The 15,352-nt window shown below is 40.6% G+C and carries 19 protein-coding genes and 1 tRNA gene; 5 read left to right on the forward strand and 15 right to left on the reverse strand.

Annotated elements, in window-relative coordinates:
• Positions 1-65: 65 nt before the first annotated feature.
• A tRNA-Gln gene (locus CE058_RS13915) sits at positions 66-137 on the forward strand.
• Positions 138-186: 49 nt separating this feature from the next.
• On the opposite strand, the gene CE058_RS13920 is transcribed toward CE058_RS13915, so the two are convergent.
• Entirely contained in the window at positions 187-540 is a 354-nt protein-coding gene (locus CE058_RS13920) for a Spx/MgsR family RNA polymerase-binding regulatory protein (protein WP_048008265.1), read from the reverse strand.
• 246 nt (positions 541-786) lie between these two features.
• On the opposite strand from CE058_RS13920, the gene CE058_RS13925 reads away from it, so the two are divergent.
• Both CE058_RS13925 and CE058_RS13930 read left to right on the forward strand, forming a co-directional pair.
• The gene (locus CE058_RS13925; protein ID WP_163143401.1) at positions 787-1,485 is read left to right on the forward strand and encodes a helix-turn-helix transcriptional regulator; all 699 of its coding nucleotides are present in this window, start codon (positions 787-789) and stop codon (positions 1,483-1,485) included.
• A 153-nt stretch (positions 1,486-1,638) separates the two neighbouring features.
• A complete protein-coding gene (locus CE058_RS13930) occupies positions 1,639-1,884 on the forward strand; it encodes a DUF2626 domain-containing protein (protein WP_009332938.1) in 246 nt (81 codons plus the stop codon).
• A 34-nt stretch (positions 1,885-1,918) separates the two neighbouring features.
• Here the strand turns inward: CE058_RS13930 and CE058_RS13935 are convergent, their stop codons facing one another.
• Together CE058_RS13935 and CE058_RS13940 are read right to left on the reverse strand one after the other, a co-directional pair.
• Positions 1,919-2,989, reverse strand: a complete 1,071-nt coding sequence (locus CE058_RS13935; protein ID WP_163143615.1) for a class I SAM-dependent methyltransferase — start codon at positions 2,987-2,989, stop codon at positions 1,919-1,921.
• Between the two features lie 204 nt (positions 2,990-3,193).
• Positions 3,194-3,829 (reverse strand): MBL fold metallo-hydrolase, encoded by a 636-nt coding sequence (locus CE058_RS13940; protein WP_163143404.1) that lies wholly within the window; start codon positions 3,827-3,829, stop codon positions 3,194-3,196.
• 87 nt (positions 3,830-3,916) lie between these two features.
• Here CE058_RS13940 and CE058_RS13945 point away from each other — a divergent pair, with 87 nt between their 5' ends.
• Positions 3,917-4,396 (forward strand): hypothetical protein, encoded by a 480-nt coding sequence (locus CE058_RS13945; RefSeq protein ID WP_163143407.1) that lies wholly within the window; start codon positions 3,917-3,919, stop codon positions 4,394-4,396.
• A gap of 125 nt (positions 4,397-4,521) precedes the next feature.
• Entirely contained in the window at positions 4,522-4,695 is a 174-nt protein-coding gene (locus CE058_RS13950; protein WP_048008269.1) for a DUF2759 domain-containing protein, read from the forward strand.
• A 64-nt stretch (positions 4,696-4,759) separates the two neighbouring features.
• Here CE058_RS13950 and CE058_RS13955 read toward each other — a convergent pair whose 3' ends face one another.
• The 12 genes from CE058_RS13955 to rpmG form a co-directional block, all read right to left on the reverse strand.
• A complete protein-coding gene (locus tag CE058_RS13955) occupies positions 4,760-5,074 on the reverse strand; it encodes an MTH1187 family thiamine-binding protein (RefSeq protein WP_163143410.1) in 315 nt (104 codons plus the stop codon).
• A 24-nt stretch (positions 5,075-5,098) separates the two neighbouring features.
• The gene (locus CE058_RS13960) at positions 5,099-6,247 is read right to left on the reverse strand and encodes a YqgU-like beta propeller domain-containing protein (RefSeq protein ID WP_252219391.1); all 1,149 of its coding nucleotides are present in this window, start codon (positions 6,245-6,247) and stop codon (positions 5,099-5,101) included.
• 226 nt (positions 6,248-6,473) lie between these two features.
• Positions 6,474-7,661, reverse strand: a complete 1,188-nt coding sequence (locus tag CE058_RS13965) for a M14 family metallopeptidase (protein ID WP_163143413.1) — start codon at positions 7,659-7,661, stop codon at positions 6,474-6,476.
• Between the two features lie 168 nt (positions 7,662-7,829).
• Positions 7,830-8,792 (reverse strand): ROK family glucokinase, encoded by a 963-nt coding sequence (locus CE058_RS13970; RefSeq protein WP_163143416.1) that lies wholly within the window; start codon positions 8,790-8,792, stop codon positions 7,830-7,832.
• Between the two features lie 19 nt (positions 8,793-8,811).
• Complete coding sequence (locus tag CE058_RS13975; protein WP_048008273.1) at positions 8,812-9,012, reverse strand: YqgQ family protein; 201 nt, start codon at positions 9,010-9,012, stop codon at positions 8,812-8,814.
• Between the two features lie 119 nt (positions 9,013-9,131).
• Entirely contained in the window at positions 9,132-10,619 is a 1,488-nt protein-coding gene (locus CE058_RS13980; RefSeq protein ID WP_457989357.1) for a spore germination protein, read from the reverse strand.
• Between the two features lie 135 nt (positions 10,620-10,754).
• Positions 10,755-12,275, reverse strand: coding sequence for a rhomboid family intramembrane serine protease (locus CE058_RS13985; RefSeq protein ID WP_163143422.1), 1,521 nt, complete (start codon positions 12,273-12,275; stop codon positions 10,755-10,757).
• A gap of 134 nt (positions 12,276-12,409) precedes the next feature.
• Positions 12,410-12,613: a hypothetical protein gene (locus tag CE058_RS13990; protein WP_163143425.1), complete on the reverse strand. Its 204-nt coding sequence runs from the start codon at positions 12,611-12,613 to the stop codon at positions 12,410-12,412.
• 91 nt (positions 12,614-12,704) lie between these two features.
• Positions 12,705-13,655 carry an L-lactate dehydrogenase gene (locus tag CE058_RS13995; RefSeq protein WP_163143428.1) on the reverse strand — a complete coding sequence of 317 codons (951 nt, stop codon included), beginning with the start codon at positions 13,653-13,655 and terminating at the stop codon, positions 12,705-12,707.
• Positions 13,656-13,698: 43 nt separating this feature from the next.
• Positions 13,699-14,487 carry a DUF92 domain-containing protein gene (locus CE058_RS14000; protein ID WP_048011121.1) on the reverse strand — a complete coding sequence of 263 codons (789 nt, stop codon included), beginning with the start codon at positions 14,485-14,487 and terminating at the stop codon, positions 13,699-13,701.
• Positions 14,480-15,046, reverse strand: coding sequence for a 5-formyltetrahydrofolate cyclo-ligase (locus CE058_RS14005; protein WP_163143430.1), 567 nt, complete (start codon positions 15,044-15,046; stop codon positions 14,480-14,482). The genes CE058_RS14000 and CE058_RS14005 overlap by 8 nt, the downstream gene beginning before the upstream one ends.
• Before the next feature lie 105 nt (positions 15,047-15,151).
• Positions 15,152-15,301, reverse strand: a complete 150-nt coding sequence (gene rpmG, locus CE058_RS14010; RefSeq protein ID WP_053434400.1) for a 50S ribosomal protein L33 — start codon at positions 15,299-15,301, stop codon at positions 15,152-15,154.
• Between the last annotated feature and the right edge of the window lie 51 nt (positions 15,302-15,352).

Below are 15,352 nucleotides of genomic sequence, written 5' to 3' on the forward strand. Positions count from 1 at the left end.
CTTTGACGAATTTGTGAATAGATTATTTATTTCTTTCCATAATAAAAAAGGATATAGCGAATTGATGGGCTATAGCCAAGCGGTAAGGCACCGGACTTTGACTCCGTCATGCGCAGGTTCGAATCCTGCTAGCCCAGTAGTTGTGGAAGGACACCGGATGTCCTTCCTTTTTCAATTTAGAATAATCTATTTAGCCATATTCTTAAATGCATCCGGATTATAGCCTATGACAATCTTATCTCCGTTTGTCAGAATCGGCCTCCGCAGCAGTTTTGGCTCCTTAATAACCATTTGCACCACTTCTGATAATGATAATTCCTCAAGGTTCTCTCCCAGTTCTTTATAGGTCTGGCTGCGGGTCGCGAGAATCTCATCAAGGCCGCTTGTTGTTAAAGAAAGGATTTTTAATAATTCTCTTGGTGATGGAGTCTCCCTGAAGAGATGCCTTTCTTCAAAATCAATTGAATGGGCTGTCAGCCATTTTTTTGTCTTTCTGCATGAAGTACAGCTGGGATATGTGAAAAATGTCAATTGGCTCATACCTCTTCACCTCAAAAATTCATTATTTTACCTATACTTATTGTATATTAATTGTACAATATATGTATACACTTTTGTATAAGTAATTAAACTTCATTTGTGAACATTTTCTAAACTTATAGTGATTACAGTGTTAACCTTAATTGGCTGTATTATAATGGAAGCAGGCCAGGAAGGCGCCAGCTAAATGCTATAAGTGACAGCTGATGACCTCGGGAATAAATAATCCTTTTGAGGTGACAATAAATGGAGCAAACATTAAAAATAACAAATGTGTTATCCGATCCAACCCGCTATTATATTTATCAATACATTACTAAACGGCATAAAGATGTTACTGTGCAGGAGATTGCAGATAATTTCAGCATCCATCCCAATGTTGCAAGGCTGCATTTATCCAAGCTTGAAGATGTAAATATGCTTGTTTCTGAAACAAAAAAAACGGGCAAAGGCGGAAGGCCCAGCCGGTTATATCGGTTGTCTGATGATGTTGTTCAGCTGCATTTCCCTTACAGGGATTATCAGCTGCTGGCCAAAATAGCCATGGAAACAATGCTTGACTTAGGTGAAGAAGGACGAAAAGCACTGTATGCAACAGGGAAGAAGTTTGGCAGTGAACTGATCGGGCAAGAGCTTCAACGGTATGGAAACACAGATCAGCTTACTTTTGAACAGAAAATAAACATCTTAAAGCATGCTGCTGATCTGTCAGGTTTTCACCCTGAATTTGATGCAAACGAGGAAAAGACCATTGTCTATTTCCAAATTTATAATTGCCCATTTAAAGAGGTTGCAGCCCGGCATGCTGAGCCAGTCTGCAATATGCATTATGAATTTTTAAAGGGGATGTTTGAAAGTCTGTTTGATTCCATTCAACTGGTGGAAAAGCAGAATATGCTCACTGGCTGTGATTCGTGCTCATACAAAGCAATTGTTGGAAATTAAAGGCATCCCCAGAAATATGGCGGAAAAAAGACCTTGCTAAGCTTTTTTTCCCGCCCTTTTCTGGACTATTTAGAAACCATTATTTACTTTTATTAAGCATTTACTTTATAATATTGTAGTGATGGACTTGTAAGGGTAAAAGGAGGGATACATATGGATCGTATGTACAGAGTATTAGGATTCTGGACGGGAATTTTCGCTGTTATGTTTTACCTTGGCGATATGTATACAACGTCCTTGATTTTCTTCGGCCAAACAGGATTTTTCCTGCTTTTAAGCTACTTAAAGCTTTCCGAACGTATGTATATTTATGTTTTTGGAGCATACTTAACTGTTTTCTTCGTAGGCTTCACTTACTGGTCAACATTTATGATGACACCTGGTGCCGGCGGCCACTAATAGCCGATAAAAAAGCGATGAAATCATCGCTTTTTTATTTTCCCTCTATTTTCTTCCCCTGCAGGATCAGGTGAAATGCTGCACTCATGCCTGAAGGAGTTATCAGACTTCTTATTGCCCTGTTTCTTTTGCTGACAGGAGAAAACGGATTAGGATCATAATGATTTTCAAGCTCCTGTAAAATGCCTGCAGACAGCAGGAATTCATCCTGTCTCATCATAAAATGAAAATTCAGCCCTTCTTTCTCTCCCAATCGGATCAGTGAATCAAAATGAATATGGCTGGTTATATCCATCTCGCCAGGGTGCTCGAGTACATTAGGAATTAAAGAATGCTTGTAATAACCTCTGAGACTTCCATCCCTTCTAATCGGTTCCTGCCATTCCTCATCTGTATAGCCATAATCGGCAGTCAAAACAAACCCTTTATCCAGAGCAGCAGAGATACTCTTGATCATCTGCTCCATTTGCAGAGGGATTTCAATTCTTTGGCCATTGCTTAGTGACAAACCGCTTTCTTCAAGGTATAAGGAAATATCTCTATTTGCTAATGGTACAGCTTGTTCTGCTAGCTTTCCGTCTTTTACGGTTACCATAATTTCAATCAATTGATCATTTGCTTTTTCAACCACATGTACAGGCAAGGCATCAAAAAGCTCATTTGAAAAAATCAGGCCGCAAAATGGAGAAATCTCGTTCCAGCTATCTATTTGTCTGATATGTTCGGAAAATATTATCTGCTCCTTCTGCAGCTTCCTGTGATAGGGGCTTGTTTCAAAGATATAATAATGAATCTCTTCATCAGAAATAAGATTCCACTCATCAAGGAAAGCTTTTGCAAAGCGTCCATTTCCGCCCCCTATTTCACAGACCCGAAATGGCAGCTTATTTTTCCCCGCCATTTGATGAAACCACTTTGATATGGTCCTTCCATATATATCAGAAACATTGCTGGTTGTAATAAAATCTCCCCCTGGCCCAATTTTTTCATCATCTTTCATATAGTAACCATATTCGGAATGATAAAGGGCCTGCTGGATATAGTCAGCATAGCTGATCATTTTTTGAGGAGTATTTTCTATATAATTTATTAGTAAATTCAGCATATAAACTCCCTTTTCGATTGAAAAATCTGGATTTCTGGAAACAGCCATTTTTATTGTTTTGGACACTGTTTTCACTATTGACATAGTGTTTTCCCTGTTATATTGTTAATGTAGTAGCTTAACTATATCCCCTCCCATTTTATATGAATAAAACATCCCCCAGAAAAGCCCTTCTCATTGGAGAAGGGCTTTTCTATTTTCCAATCAGAATCCATTCAGAAATGGATTTGAATCCATTTCCCGGCCAATTGCCGTAACCGGTCCGTGTCCAGGAAGCACTTCTGTTTCTTCAGGCAATGACAAAAGCTTATTATGTATACTTTCAAGGAGCTGCTGATGATTGCCGCCCGGCAGATCTGTGCGTCCGATGCTTCCGCTGAACAGCGCGTCACCGGCCACCACAAGACCAGCATCTCTAAAATACAGAGAAACACTCCCTGGGGAATGGCCTGGTGTCTCCAGAATGTTAAAGGTAAATTCACCTATGCTCAACTCTTGTTCAGCTGTTATAATATGGTCGGCAGGCCTTGCTTTTATCAGCTTTCCTATTCTAAATAGGTGAGAACCATTTAAGGCTGGATCCGGAAGCCACGCTGCTTCTTTTTCATGTATGTATACTGGGATAGAAAATGCATCTCTTATTTCGTCTACAGCGCCAATATGATCAAAATGGGCATGAGTAAGTATGACAGCAAGAGGTTTCAGTCCTTTTTGTTCGATAATACCGCTCAGTTTTCCGCTCTCTTCACCCGGATCAAAGATTAAACAATCTTTGTTTTCATTCGAAAGGACATAACAGTTTGTTTGCAATGGGCCAAGAGGGATCTGATTCCATTCCATTGCCTACACCTCCATAGTTGATTTATTTGTCTATTATTTTACACTATATCAGAATGGAATGCCTTATATCTGCAAAAGGAGTATAAGATGAAAATCCTATATGGCGTTGAAGCCGGCTATATTATTCAAGATGTGCCTGAATTCATGAACTTAATAAAAAATAATACTGAACTGTTCGATTTTCAGCAGAGCATCTTTTTGTTTGAACAGAGGACTCATGCGGAATTTACCAAAAGCGTCCTGGTCGATGCCGGACTATTTGAAGAATTTTTTAATCTTTATTACATAAAATCGGGTGTAAAGGGAGAAACTTTTGAAGACTTTGCGATTGAAACAGAAAGCGGAGTTTGCTTGTTCACTGAGCTCCTTAGCGCCTTTACAATAACCGGGGGCAATAAGGAAGATATCCAGATGGCTGTCTATCAATTTCAGGAGCATCTAGTCTTTACGGCGAAAGAAGAAAAAATGCCGGCAGTTTATTTTACAGAACTTCATCTAAAGGATTTAATAATCGGCATTGCTGAAGCATATGACATACAAGTGTCATTTTTAGACCTCGACAAATAGAAGAAAAAAATATAAAATAAAGGACGAATGTATATACTTGGGTTTTACATAATGGGTATATAACCTGAAGAATGATTTTGATATGGCTTTTGCCTGCTGATCACGAAATAAAGGGGGCTGTTTTAATGGGACTACCAATTATTTTTGCATTAGTCGCAGTTCTTGCAGCATTTGGTGCATTTAGTGCACTGAAAAACAAGAACTTCCTTGGCTTGGTTTTTGCTGTAGGAACACTTGCCGTTTTCGGATGGTTCTCTGTAATGACCTTAATTAACAGTGGATATCCTGCTGTTCACTAAGAAAAACACATCATGCTTTACCTTAAGAAATAAAAGGGCTTCCCTCAGTGGGAGCCCTTTTATTTTAGACATTTAGCCGGCTTTCAACTCTTTGGACCTTTTCTTCCATTTTCCTCTTAACATCTCTTCTGTCATCAATGCGGATATTTGTCGCCACTCTCATTAAGCCTTTTTCAAAAGGGACTTCATGCATTGCCTGAATAACTTCAAACAAATCAGGAAGCTCCCCTTCTATAATGGTACTCATGGGTGTCAGCTGAAATCGGATTGTGCCGCTTTCCTCGTACTTTTGTAATACACGCTGAATGTCAGCCACATAACTGCTGACACTTGGTGTTTCCGTTCCAATTGGAATGACTGTAACATCTGCAATTGCCATATCTCTGCTCCTTTGCCTGTTTGATTACTCGTTTTGTCCAACTAACGGGATGACCTCTTTTCTGTCGGTCATGATCAGTTCCTCAAGATAGAAACCTGTTAAACAGGCTTTCCCGTTGGGTGAACAGCTAAGCGGCGCGTTTTCCATACTATCGAAAAGCACTTCCTTATCACCGGTTTCACTTTCAACAGATATAAGCTGAAATCCCCCAGCATACATATCACTCTCAGCGCTGTACAATGGCTGAAAAGTAATGATTCCCCGGGGAGTCCAGTCATAGTACGGCACCAGCCAATCTGAAAACCTTGTCAAATGGGGTATTGAGAATGAAGCCAGCTCTTTAAAATCATTATCCATAAAAGTATACAGAGCTTGGTCTGATTGATCTGCCGGCACAGTAATGGTCATTAGCCTGTCCCTGGCAGCATCGAATTGAAAAATGTCTTCCTCAACGAGGGTTTCATTATTTCCAGCAATAGATTGCTTAACTAGGGGTGCGAAAAGTGACGGGTTTTCACTGTCCCAATCAAGGAAAATAAGATGATTTGAATCCCCCCATTTAGCAAAAGGCTCCCTTAAGTTTAATTCTGCTAATGTCCCTTTTGCGATATCTATATGGTAAGGTGTGAAATCCCAGTCTTCAGTAAATGAAGCAATTAATATAGACTCTTCATGATAAGGGTTCCACTCAACAGCAAAATCAAAGCCAGTAACATTTTCCTCCCAGACAACTTTTCCATTTGATTTTATAACCGTTAAGGCTGCTTCATATGTTCCAGGTGATGATCGAATCAGTATGTATTTGCCGGCTGGGCTTACCGTTACAGACGCAATCGGGTGTGAACTTTCATAGAGAAGCTCTTGTTCGCCTGAAAACAGGCTATAAGCATAAATCCTTGAAGCTGCGCCATCATTTACAGTGTAAACAATTTGATCATTGCTGAGCCAGCCATTTGCTCCCTGAAATTCCCCTTCTTTTATCCGAATAGTCTTAATGCTCTTGTTTCCATCTTCATCAGGTGGTGCGGAAGGTTCAGAAGCTTCTTTTTCCTGATCCTTATTCTGCTCTATCTCAGTTTTTTCAGGCTGTACGCAGCCGGTTAATAAAAATAAGGAAACCAGCAGAATAAAAGATAATAAAAGAAACTTCCTTTGATCTGCAATGTTTACCAAATCCGCACCTCCTTTTCTCCCTAAATATAAGTACGTAAATTGCATGAAAATGTTTCAATAAAAATAGAATTAATAAGCTTAATAGGAAAAAGCCGTTTTTCCGTTTTCATTTTGGAAAAGCGGCTGGTTTCCATAGAACTATTGGCATAGTGAAGTTAGTATGATAGTAATTTTAATGTCTGCTTGATTAAAATACAATACAGAATCAATTTTAAAGATAATTTTTTCACATATAAAGCGATGCAAGAAAAATGCCGAGCACCTCTTCATAAATATCATCATACTGTGACAGGGGCAGCGGATTAATGCCTCTTCCCAATTCAATTGTGAATCCCGGCATCCGGAAATCCTGTATAAACCAATCCTTATAACCGGCAAAGCTATCAATGTACTGGACTGCCCTATATCCGCTGACACGCTCGAACTCTTGCGCGATTACCTCCGATTCCGGCGGCTCCATTCCCTCAAATCCCCAATAAAACTCTGCACCTTGTGTATGGAAGGCCAGCATCCGATCGAATTGATTATCTCTTGCCAGTTCCGCCATCGCTATGGCTTCCGGTTCCGTTAACGGGGCTTCGCCAAGATAATCTCTTGGTGCCGGGCCGCTTTGTTCACTTCTCTGTTTCTCAAAGTCCCATTTGGCAGGAAACTGATTATTTAAATCAACCCCTCTAATATTAGCCTTCCAGCCTGTGAAATCAGTGCTGCCCCTATTTATTGAAATAACTTCCTCCCTGACTTCCGCTGGAGGCCCATTCAAAACCAGGTCAACCCCGTCAGGGTTCACCATTGGCACTACGGAAAGGTCAACCGAATTATACAAAGGCATTGTTGAAACTCCTCTTATCGGCCGGACATTTGTAATGGATAAAAGATAAGTGTTCAACAAAGCCATTAATATAGGGGTCGTAATCCATTCATTCGCATGAAAAGAGGCATTGATTTGCACTTTCTTATTCCCTTTTCCCAACCGTATTTCCTGAATCGGCTTTCCAAGAACACTCTGGCCAATTGTATTTACTTTTATAAACGGATAAATATCTGCCAGCATGGAGATATCAGCTGTTAATGCTTTATAATCATAATTCCTCCTGCCTGATACAATTGGGGAAATGACGCGCCTCGGCAGTTTTATAGCTGTACCAGGGATCAGGCTGTTCGGATTAAGGGATTGATTAACCAGGAGAAGAGCATCCACAGAGAGGTTGCGTGAAGAACTCAGCTTCCAAAAGGTGTCACCTGACTTAACCGTATAATTTAGTAATGTAAAGCCGGGAATGTTAATTTCCTGGCCTATTTTTAGTGATGCAGGATTAATCCCAGGATTAGCATCAGCAATGAGATTGACTGGCATCATAAAGAGCTGACTGTAATACCATAAGGAATCTCCTGAGCGGACTTTGACTTTCATCTTTTCTCCCCCTTTCCATCATTTCAATTTTATGAGAAAAAGAAAAAAAAGATGACTGTACAACTTTGTAAAAATGAGCAGCTGGTATGTAACCAGGGATTCTTGTCTAAACTCTCAATTTTGGAGAAAAAGAAAAAGCACCTGCACATCAGGTACTTTTCTCTCAGTTTACTTATTTTTTGCCAGCCAGGCTGCACCAATTACTCCAGCATCATTGCCCAATGTCGCAATATCAATGACTGTTGACTCCTTCACTCCTGGAAACGCAAATTTAATGAAATTTGCAATAACCGGCTTAAGCAGTATATCTCCTGCTCTGGAAACTCCACCGCCCAATACTATTTTCTCAGGATTTAACGTATTCGCAATATTTGCCAGTGCCAAGCCAAGGTGCATAGCTGTATTATTGACTGTCAGAAGTGATGTTTCATCCCCATTCCTTGCAGAATCAAAAACATCTTTTGCTGTAATAAACCCGTTGGCCTTGTACAATTGAGATAGAGCCCCTTCTCCGCCAGATTCCAGGCTTTCCAGAGCCTGCCGGACAATGCCTGTAGCAGATGCAATTGTTTCAAGGCAGCCAGTTTTGCCGCAATTACACTGTGCCCCGCCAACAGGAATGGACGTAATATGGCCTATTTCACCTGCAGCTCCGCTGACTCCCTGCACAATATCTCCGTTGGCAATTACGCCTCCGCCGACACCTGTTCCAAGTGTTACACAGACCAGATCTTTAGCACCATTTCCGGCACCCTTCCACATTTCCCCAAGGGCAGCACAGTTAGCATCATTATCAATAATGACTGGAAGTGATGTTTCCACTTCAAGCAGATCCTTCAGCGGGTAATTATCTTTCCAGCCTAAATTAACAGTGTTATATACAACTCCTGTTGCCAGATTTACTGGACCCGGCGCCCCCATGCCAATGCCGATAATTTTATCCTTGCTTAAATCCAATTCATCTAACTTATGGTCGATGGCTTTAGCTATATTTATAGTAATATTTTTTCCTTCTTCACTATTATCCGTGGGAATTTCCCATTTATGAATTATTTCCCCATAATAGTTAATAAAAGCAAGCTTTGTTGTTGTTCCGCCTAAATCTACCCCTACCAGCCATTTTTCTGCCAAACTCCATCACCTTTTCTTTCTATTTATTCTCTTTAAGATTCTGAATTTCCGTCCGCAGGATCAAGATGCTGCTCTGATAATCTTTTACATCAATAAGCTGGGAGTCATATAGCTCTGTTAATTCAGCAGCCATAAGCTCCAAATCAGCTTCCCGATCCCCTATGTAGATGATAGTTCCGTATTTCTTTAGAAACTGCTGTATATCATAAATGGTTTTCATTCTGTACCTCTGCCTTATTGATAAGTTTATACCACATTAAAGTATAATCTAAAATCCCCCCCTTCTCAAGAAGCGCCTAGAATATATAAAAAATCCCTTCCAGCAGGAAGGGATTTAGATCAGCGGTCCGGATCCTTTGGATGCAGGAAACGCGGCCGCCTGTTCTTCAATGGTATTGGTGACCTTAGCAATACATCCCTGAATGCTCTCAGATTGAAAGGGATGAACGGCCATAAATAGGGCACTCCAAAAGACTTCATTCTGGCAAGCATGATAATCATCAGCAGGATGCCAACTACATAGCCGTAGGTATGAAAAATACTGGTTGATATCAGCAGACCGATTCTTATCAGCCTGTTTGCCAGGCTCATTTCATAGCTTGGGGTTGAAAATGTACCAATTGCCGCTATCGCTAAATAAAGAATGACTTCATTTATAAGCAAACCCACTTCAACTGCTACCTGACCAATCATCAGGGCCGCCACGAGTCCCAATGCAGTGGCCAGGGCGGAAGGTGTATGGATTGCAGCCATCCTAAGCATATCAAGACCAAGCTCTATCATCAGGAACTGAACGACTAATGGCAGCTCTCCCGTGTCATTGGGCCCGATATAGGATAATGCATCAGGAAGCAGCTGCGGCTCTATCGCAAATAAATACCATAATGGCAAAAGGAAAATGGAAGCCCATACAGCTAAAAATCGGACAAATCGCAAATAAGCGCCTACAAGCGGCTTATTCCTGTACTCTTCAGCATGCTGCAGGTGATGCCAGAAGGTTGTAGGTGTTATGATAACACTTGGCGAACCATCGACGATGATGCAGACGTGGCCTTCATAAAGGTGGGTTGCTGCCGTATCAGGCCTTTCGGTATACCTTACCATGGGATACGGATTCCAATGGCGGCCTGAAATGAATTCCTCTATTGATTTTTCGGCCATCGGCAATCCATCAGTATCAATTTTAGAGATAGACTCCTTTATTTTCTTCACCATATCCGGATCTGCAATGTCTTCAATATAACTGACAACAATATCTGTCTTGGAACGTCTGCCCACCTGCATATATTCCATGCGCAGTGTTCTGTCCCTAATTCTTCTCCTCGTTAAAGCTGTATTAAAAACGAGTGTTTCTACAAACCCATCCCTTGAGCCGCGGACAACACGTTCAATATCAGGCTCCTGAGGGCCTCTTACCGGATATGTACGTGCATCAATGAGAATTACTTCATCGATACCATCCACGACTAGAGCAGTCGGCCCTGCCAGCACCATATCCACCACTTTATCCAGGTCATCAGTTGTTTCAACTTCAACGTATGGTATATACGTTTTTATCAGTCTGGATAGTGTATCTCCTTCCAGCTGGGCTGCATCCAGGCCGGCAAGCATTTTCATCAGATAGTGCAGAATGTCATCTTTTACAAAGCCGTCTACCAGATATAAAGCCATTTCCCTTTCTGCATATTCAACATCAAGCTGAATCACATCAAAGCTTTTTTCAACACCAAGAGCATCTCTAAGATACTCAATATTATCTTTTAGAGAAACCTTTACAGGCTCTCTTCTCGCTTTCTCCAAAATCCCCACCTCAGCATTCTGTTCCATTCTTTTCCTTGCATACTATTCAACATCATTGACATGCAAAAAAAAAATCATACCAATGAATGGCATGATTCATAAAAATTCGCAGGGAAATTCAGCTGTTATTTCCCAGGAAGTAAGCTGAAAATTCTGTCAGCATTATTCTATTTGATTTAACAGCTTTTGATACTCCTCCTGATCCGGCTGAAGATCAGCGGCCTTTTGTGCATAATTTCTTGCTTTTTCCGGCTGCTTTTCTTCTAAATAAATTAGTGCAAGATTATAATGTGCTTCATGAAAAGAAGCATCTCCCTTAATTACATGAAGCAGGTGCTCTTCTGCTTCTTTTAATCTCCCCACTTTTATTTCAGTATATGATAATAGAAAATAGACTTCCGGTGAAGCATTCCCTTCTTCAATAAAATCAGCAAGCATTAAACGAGCCTTTTCAAACTCTTCACCATTGATATGTTCCTCGGCCATTACCATAGCTGTTTGTTCATTTAATAGTCTTCCCGGTTCATTGAATCCATACTTCATCAAGCCGGCTGCCAGACAGAATGTTCCAGCTAAAAACAGCAGCTGAAGCAATGGCTTTTTCTTCTTGGGAAAATGCACAATGCCAGTAGCAAGAAATCCGCCAATCAGCCCTCCTATATGTCCGGCATTATCAATTCCCGGGATGGTAAATCCAAATGCAAGGTTGATTCCTAATACAACAAGTATATTAAAACCCATAGTCCGGAAGAAAAGGCCTGGATAAATGAGCCCAAAATATAAAAGTGCCCCAAAGCAGCCAAAAATAGCACCGCTGGCCCCTGCTGAAAGTGCAGGGCTAAAAACAAAACTGGCTAATGTTCCGCCAAATCCAGCAGCCAAATAGATAAATAGGAATCTTAAATTTCCATACACACGTTCCACTGCGGATCCAAGATAAAATAAGGCAAGTGTATTCATTAGTAAATGAAGCAATCCAATATGAAGGACAATCGGGGTTAAAAATCTCCACCATTCCCCATCTAGAATTAATGGATTAAATTTAGCCCCATACTTAATTAACGTCGAGGTATCTGTACTGCCGCCCATTGCTTCCAAAAGTAAAAAAACAGCAACTTGAATAACCATAAATATATATGTGAAAAAAGGCTTCCCAAAATTGAACATTTCCTTTTCTTTTTTTGCTGTTTTTACCGCTTTAGAAAGAGCAGTATGCTTCAGGGCATCGGCATCCATTTCCGTATAATTTCCGGACGGAAGGGTTAACGGTTTTTCGAAAATTTCTTCAACCGCATGCAGGCTTTCCGGTTTGCCGGATTCAATGATCATGCTTTGAACAGACGCTTTCCCATTTTCAGGCATGAAGGGGTCTGTGATGCGGAATTCATAGTCATCAACAGGCAGGTACGCAGAAACATAGATATTTAAAACCGGCATTTCCCTTTTTCCAAGCTGCTTCCTGACCGATTCAGCTTTTTCGGCCGTCACTTCAATATCCCGCTGCATCCAATTGCTCCAGTCAAGGTCATATTTTAAGAGCCTGATTGCCTTTATGTTTTTATCCTCCATCCTTTCAAGCCATAATTCATCCTGATCTCCAGATAACTGAATCATTCTGTACCCGTGGTCAGATATGAAATAATCCGCAAGTTTCCAAAATACATAATCCTCTTGAACAGCCAATTCTTCCCCCACTCTCTATATGTTGCATAATTACTATACTTTATTTAACTATAGGCAAAAAAGAAACCTTTTGTAAAAGAAAAAGCACCTTTACATATCGGCAAAATAAAAAGACCTATTACGGTCTTTTTACTTCAAGATTGCCGCCCTTCTGATGGCCCGGAAGAGAAAACAGAGCTCATCATCCTGTCGCGGATAAGCGGAAAACTCATGACTGAAGTAACCAGCAGCTTCCGCAGAAAAACATTCCCAAACATAACATTAATCAATCGATAACGGTTATGATAGGCAAAATAAGTACCCAGCCCAATCATAAAAATAGATAGTAATCGAGACATTGAATTCCCTCCTCTTCCTTATTGTGAGAAGAGGGAATAATTTTTATCCATTCTCTATAGCAAAATAAATTTCACCATTGATACAAGCTGATTAATCCTTCAATATTGGTTCCATCGTTTTCTTGAGAACATTAACTGAATGGGTAAACTGATTCTTCTCTTCGGTGTTTAGGTGAAGTTCAACAATATCACGAATGCCATTTCTATTGACTATAGCAGGCACCCCAATATAAACATCCTCATGACCATATTCACCATCTAAATAAGCTGACACCGTAAGGACGGAATTTTCGTTCTGAAGGATGGCTTTCGTCAGTCTGACCAGACCCATGGCTATTCCATAATAAGTCGCACCTTTTCGCTCGATAATATGATAAGCTGCATCTCTGACATTAAGGAATAACCCGTTAAGATCTTCCTGCCTATAGTTCTCTTCTTTCTTCATCCAGTCTTCAATGCTTTTCCCTGCAATATCGGCATGGCTCCATACAGGCAATTCAGTATCTCCGTGTTCACCAATTATATAAGCATGAACATTTCTCGTATCGACCTTGAAATATTCACCCAGCAGAAATCTGAATCTGGCCGTATCCAATATCGTTCCGGATCCAATTACTCTTTCTTTTGGAAGCCCGGAGTATTTCCAGACAGCATACGTGAGAATATCCACTGGATTTGTCGCAACCAGAAAAATGCCATCAAAACCGCTGTTCATGACATGCTCAACTATTCCTTTAAAGATTTTAGAATTTTTTTCTACAAGATCCAGGCGGGTCTCACCGGGTTTTTGATTCGCTCCTGCAGTAATGACAATCAAATCAGCATCTTTGCAATCGGAATAATCTCCAAACCAGATCGATGTTGGGGAAGGGGCAAAGGGCATGCCGTGATTCAAGTCCATGGCATCTCCTTCAGATTTATCCTTATTTAAATCAATCAGCACCAGTTCTTCTGTAACACCTTGATTTAATAGTGCAAACGCATAGCTTGATCCAACGAATCCAGTTCCGATCAGCACCACTCTGTTTACCCGATTTTTCATAATAACTCCCCTTTACTTAATTGTAGAGAACAGCAAAGTTACTTTATGCCAATAAGATATATAGAAGCATTCCCACTGAGGCAGAAGCTAAACCTGAAAAAAAATTAACAAAATCATTATCTGCAAAATGCCAGCCTTTTATCAAAAAGGCCGTCTGCCCGCAATGTTGTGCAGTTTCCACGATTGAACTGCATAGCGGGCACTTGTATTCAGCTTGAAAAAAAGCACCCAATAAAGAATCAATCAAATTTCCTGCAAACCCAAAAACTCCAATAAGTAAAACCTCATAAGTTGAAATGTCAAACAGCACATTTGATAGAAGGGCTAATATAAAAGAACCTGACAAAGCTGCAAGTGTTCCGAGAGAGCTGACAGCACCGGAAGTACCCGTTTCGATTGTCCTCCAGGTTTTCAGAGAAATGGGGAGTTTTTGACTTAATGAGCCAATTTCTGATGCCCATGTATCCGAGTTTGCTGCAGCCAGTCCGATAAGAAACATTATCAGCCAAACCTGTGATGGATCCAGCAGATTAAATATGCTGGCAATTGCGGCTATGCCTCCATTTGCAGCAACCTGCTGCCAATCCCTTCTTGATCCTTTTGCATGCTTATTTTCGAATTCCTTTTTTTTATGGCTTTTAAATTTTGACCAGAAGCTTGAACTTGCAAAAAAGAACCCCAGGACAAGAAGGCCATAAAAACCAAATCCCCAGCCTGCTGCCGCACCCACAATGAATGCCGCTATACTGCCTGAAAAGGTCAGTAATCGGAAATAATATCCGGCCAGGGATGTGATCAATATAAAAATAATAATAGCTATGGATTCAAACATCACACACCTGCTGATCGGTAATTATCATTTCCACCGGCTTGTCATGGTTTTCCACTGGAAAGCGGGTTATAACCTGCATTTCAAAAGCCAGTGAAACCGTTCTTCCTTTATAATGCTCGAGAAAACGATCATAATATCCTCCACCAAACCCAAGCCGGAAGCCGTTTTTCATGTATGCCAGTCCGGGAACGATTAAAGTATCGATTTCTTCACTGCGGACTTCATCCGTTTTTTCCGGATTTGGCTCCCATAATCCATAAAATACTGACTCCAAATCCATGAAGCTATTCAATTCACGGAACTCCATTTGCTTTGATTGAGGTATGCACTTCGGGACAACAACCCTCTTCCCTTCTTCCCAAGCTCTTCTGATGATCTGCCATGTATCAGCCTCAGGCGCCTTTGAAACCGTTATTCCTATCGTTTTGGCCTGGCTCCATAAAGTGGTGCTATAAAGGCTTGTGGCAATTTGATAGGATAGCTGTTCATACTCAGGCTTGCTCAATTCCTTCATCCGATCCTGCATTTGCTTCCTAAGGACCTTCTTATCAATTTCCATATAAAAACCTCCAGTTTTTACAAAGCTAACAATAATTTATCCAGAAAAGGGAAGGATACCCATAAAAAAAGTCAACAAAAAAAGCAGTAGGAATGATCCTACCGCTTATTTTGTTTCGCGATGTGCAGTCGAACGCTTGTCTCTTGGGCAATATTTTTTAAGCTCAAGACGATCTGGATTATTTCGTTTATTTTTTTTAGAAATATAGTTACGATCTCCACATTCTGTGCAAGCTAACGTAATGTTTACACGCATGTAATTTCCCTCCAAACTATGTTCAAACTAGTTCGTTCATACGACTTTTCT

The organism is Bacillus sp. 22-7 (genome assembly GCF_010628845.1).
GTDB classification, from domain to species: domain Bacteria; phylum Bacillota; class Bacilli; order Bacillales; family Cytobacillaceae; genus Cytobacillus; species Cytobacillus firmus_B.

What these genes read in the sequence shown, in the direction of transcription:
- CE058_RS13920 (WP_048008265.1), bottom strand. Translation starts at nt 540, where the DNA reads ATGAGCCAATTGACATTTTTCACATATCCCAGCTGTACTTCATGCAGA.
- CE058_RS13925 (WP_163143401.1), top strand. Translation starts at nt 787, where the DNA reads ATGGAGCAAACATTAAAAATAACAAATGTGTTATCCGATCCAACCCGC.
- CE058_RS13930 (WP_009332938.1), top strand. Translation starts at nt 1,639, where the DNA reads ATGGATCGTATGTACAGAGTATTAGGATTCTGGACGGGAATTTTCGCT.
- CE058_RS13935 (WP_163143615.1), bottom strand. Translation starts at nt 2,989, where the DNA reads ATGCTGAATTTACTAATAAATTATATAGAAAATACTCCTCAAAAAATG.
- CE058_RS13940 (WP_163143404.1), bottom strand. Translation starts at nt 3,829, where the DNA reads ATGGAATGGAATCAGATCCCTCTTGGCCCATTGCAAACAAACTGTTAT.
- CE058_RS13945 (WP_163143407.1), top strand. Translation starts at nt 3,917, where the DNA reads ATGAAAATCCTATATGGCGTTGAAGCCGGCTATATTATTCAAGATGTG.
- CE058_RS13950 (WP_048008269.1), top strand. Translation starts at nt 4,522, where the DNA reads ATGGGACTACCAATTATTTTTGCATTAGTCGCAGTTCTTGCAGCATTT.
- CE058_RS13955 (WP_163143410.1), bottom strand. Translation starts at nt 5,074, where the DNA reads ATGGCAATTGCAGATGTTACAGTCATTCCAATTGGAACGGAAACACCA.
- CE058_RS13965 (WP_163143413.1), bottom strand. Translation starts at nt 7,661, where the DNA reads ATGAAAGTCAAAGTCCGCTCAGGAGATTCCTTATGGTATTACAGTCAG.
- CE058_RS13975 (WP_048008273.1), bottom strand. Translation starts at nt 9,012, where the DNA reads ATGAAAACCATTTATGATATACAGCAGTTTCTAAAGAAATACGGAACT.
- CE058_RS13980 (WP_457989357.1), bottom strand. Translation starts at nt 10,619, where the DNA reads ATGGAACAGAATGCTGAGGTGGGGATTTTGGAGAAAGCGAGAAGAGAG.
- CE058_RS13990 (WP_163143425.1), bottom strand. Translation starts at nt 12,613, where the DNA reads ATGTCTCGATTACTATCTATTTTTATGATTGGGCTGGGTACTTATTTT.
- CE058_RS13995 (WP_163143428.1), bottom strand. Translation starts at nt 13,655, where the DNA reads ATGAAAAATCGGGTAAACAGAGTGGTGCTGATCGGAACTGGATTCGTT.
- CE058_RS14000 (WP_048011121.1), bottom strand. Translation starts at nt 14,487, where the DNA reads ATGTTTGAATCCATAGCTATTATTATTTTTATATTGATCACATCCCTG.
- CE058_RS14005 (WP_163143430.1), bottom strand. Translation starts at nt 15,046, where the DNA reads ATGGAAATTGATAAGAAGGTCCTTAGGAAGCAAATGCAGGATCGGATG.
- rpmG (WP_053434400.1), bottom strand. Translation starts at nt 15,301, where the DNA reads ATGCGTGTAAACATTACGTTAGCTTGCACAGAATGTGGAGATCGTAAC.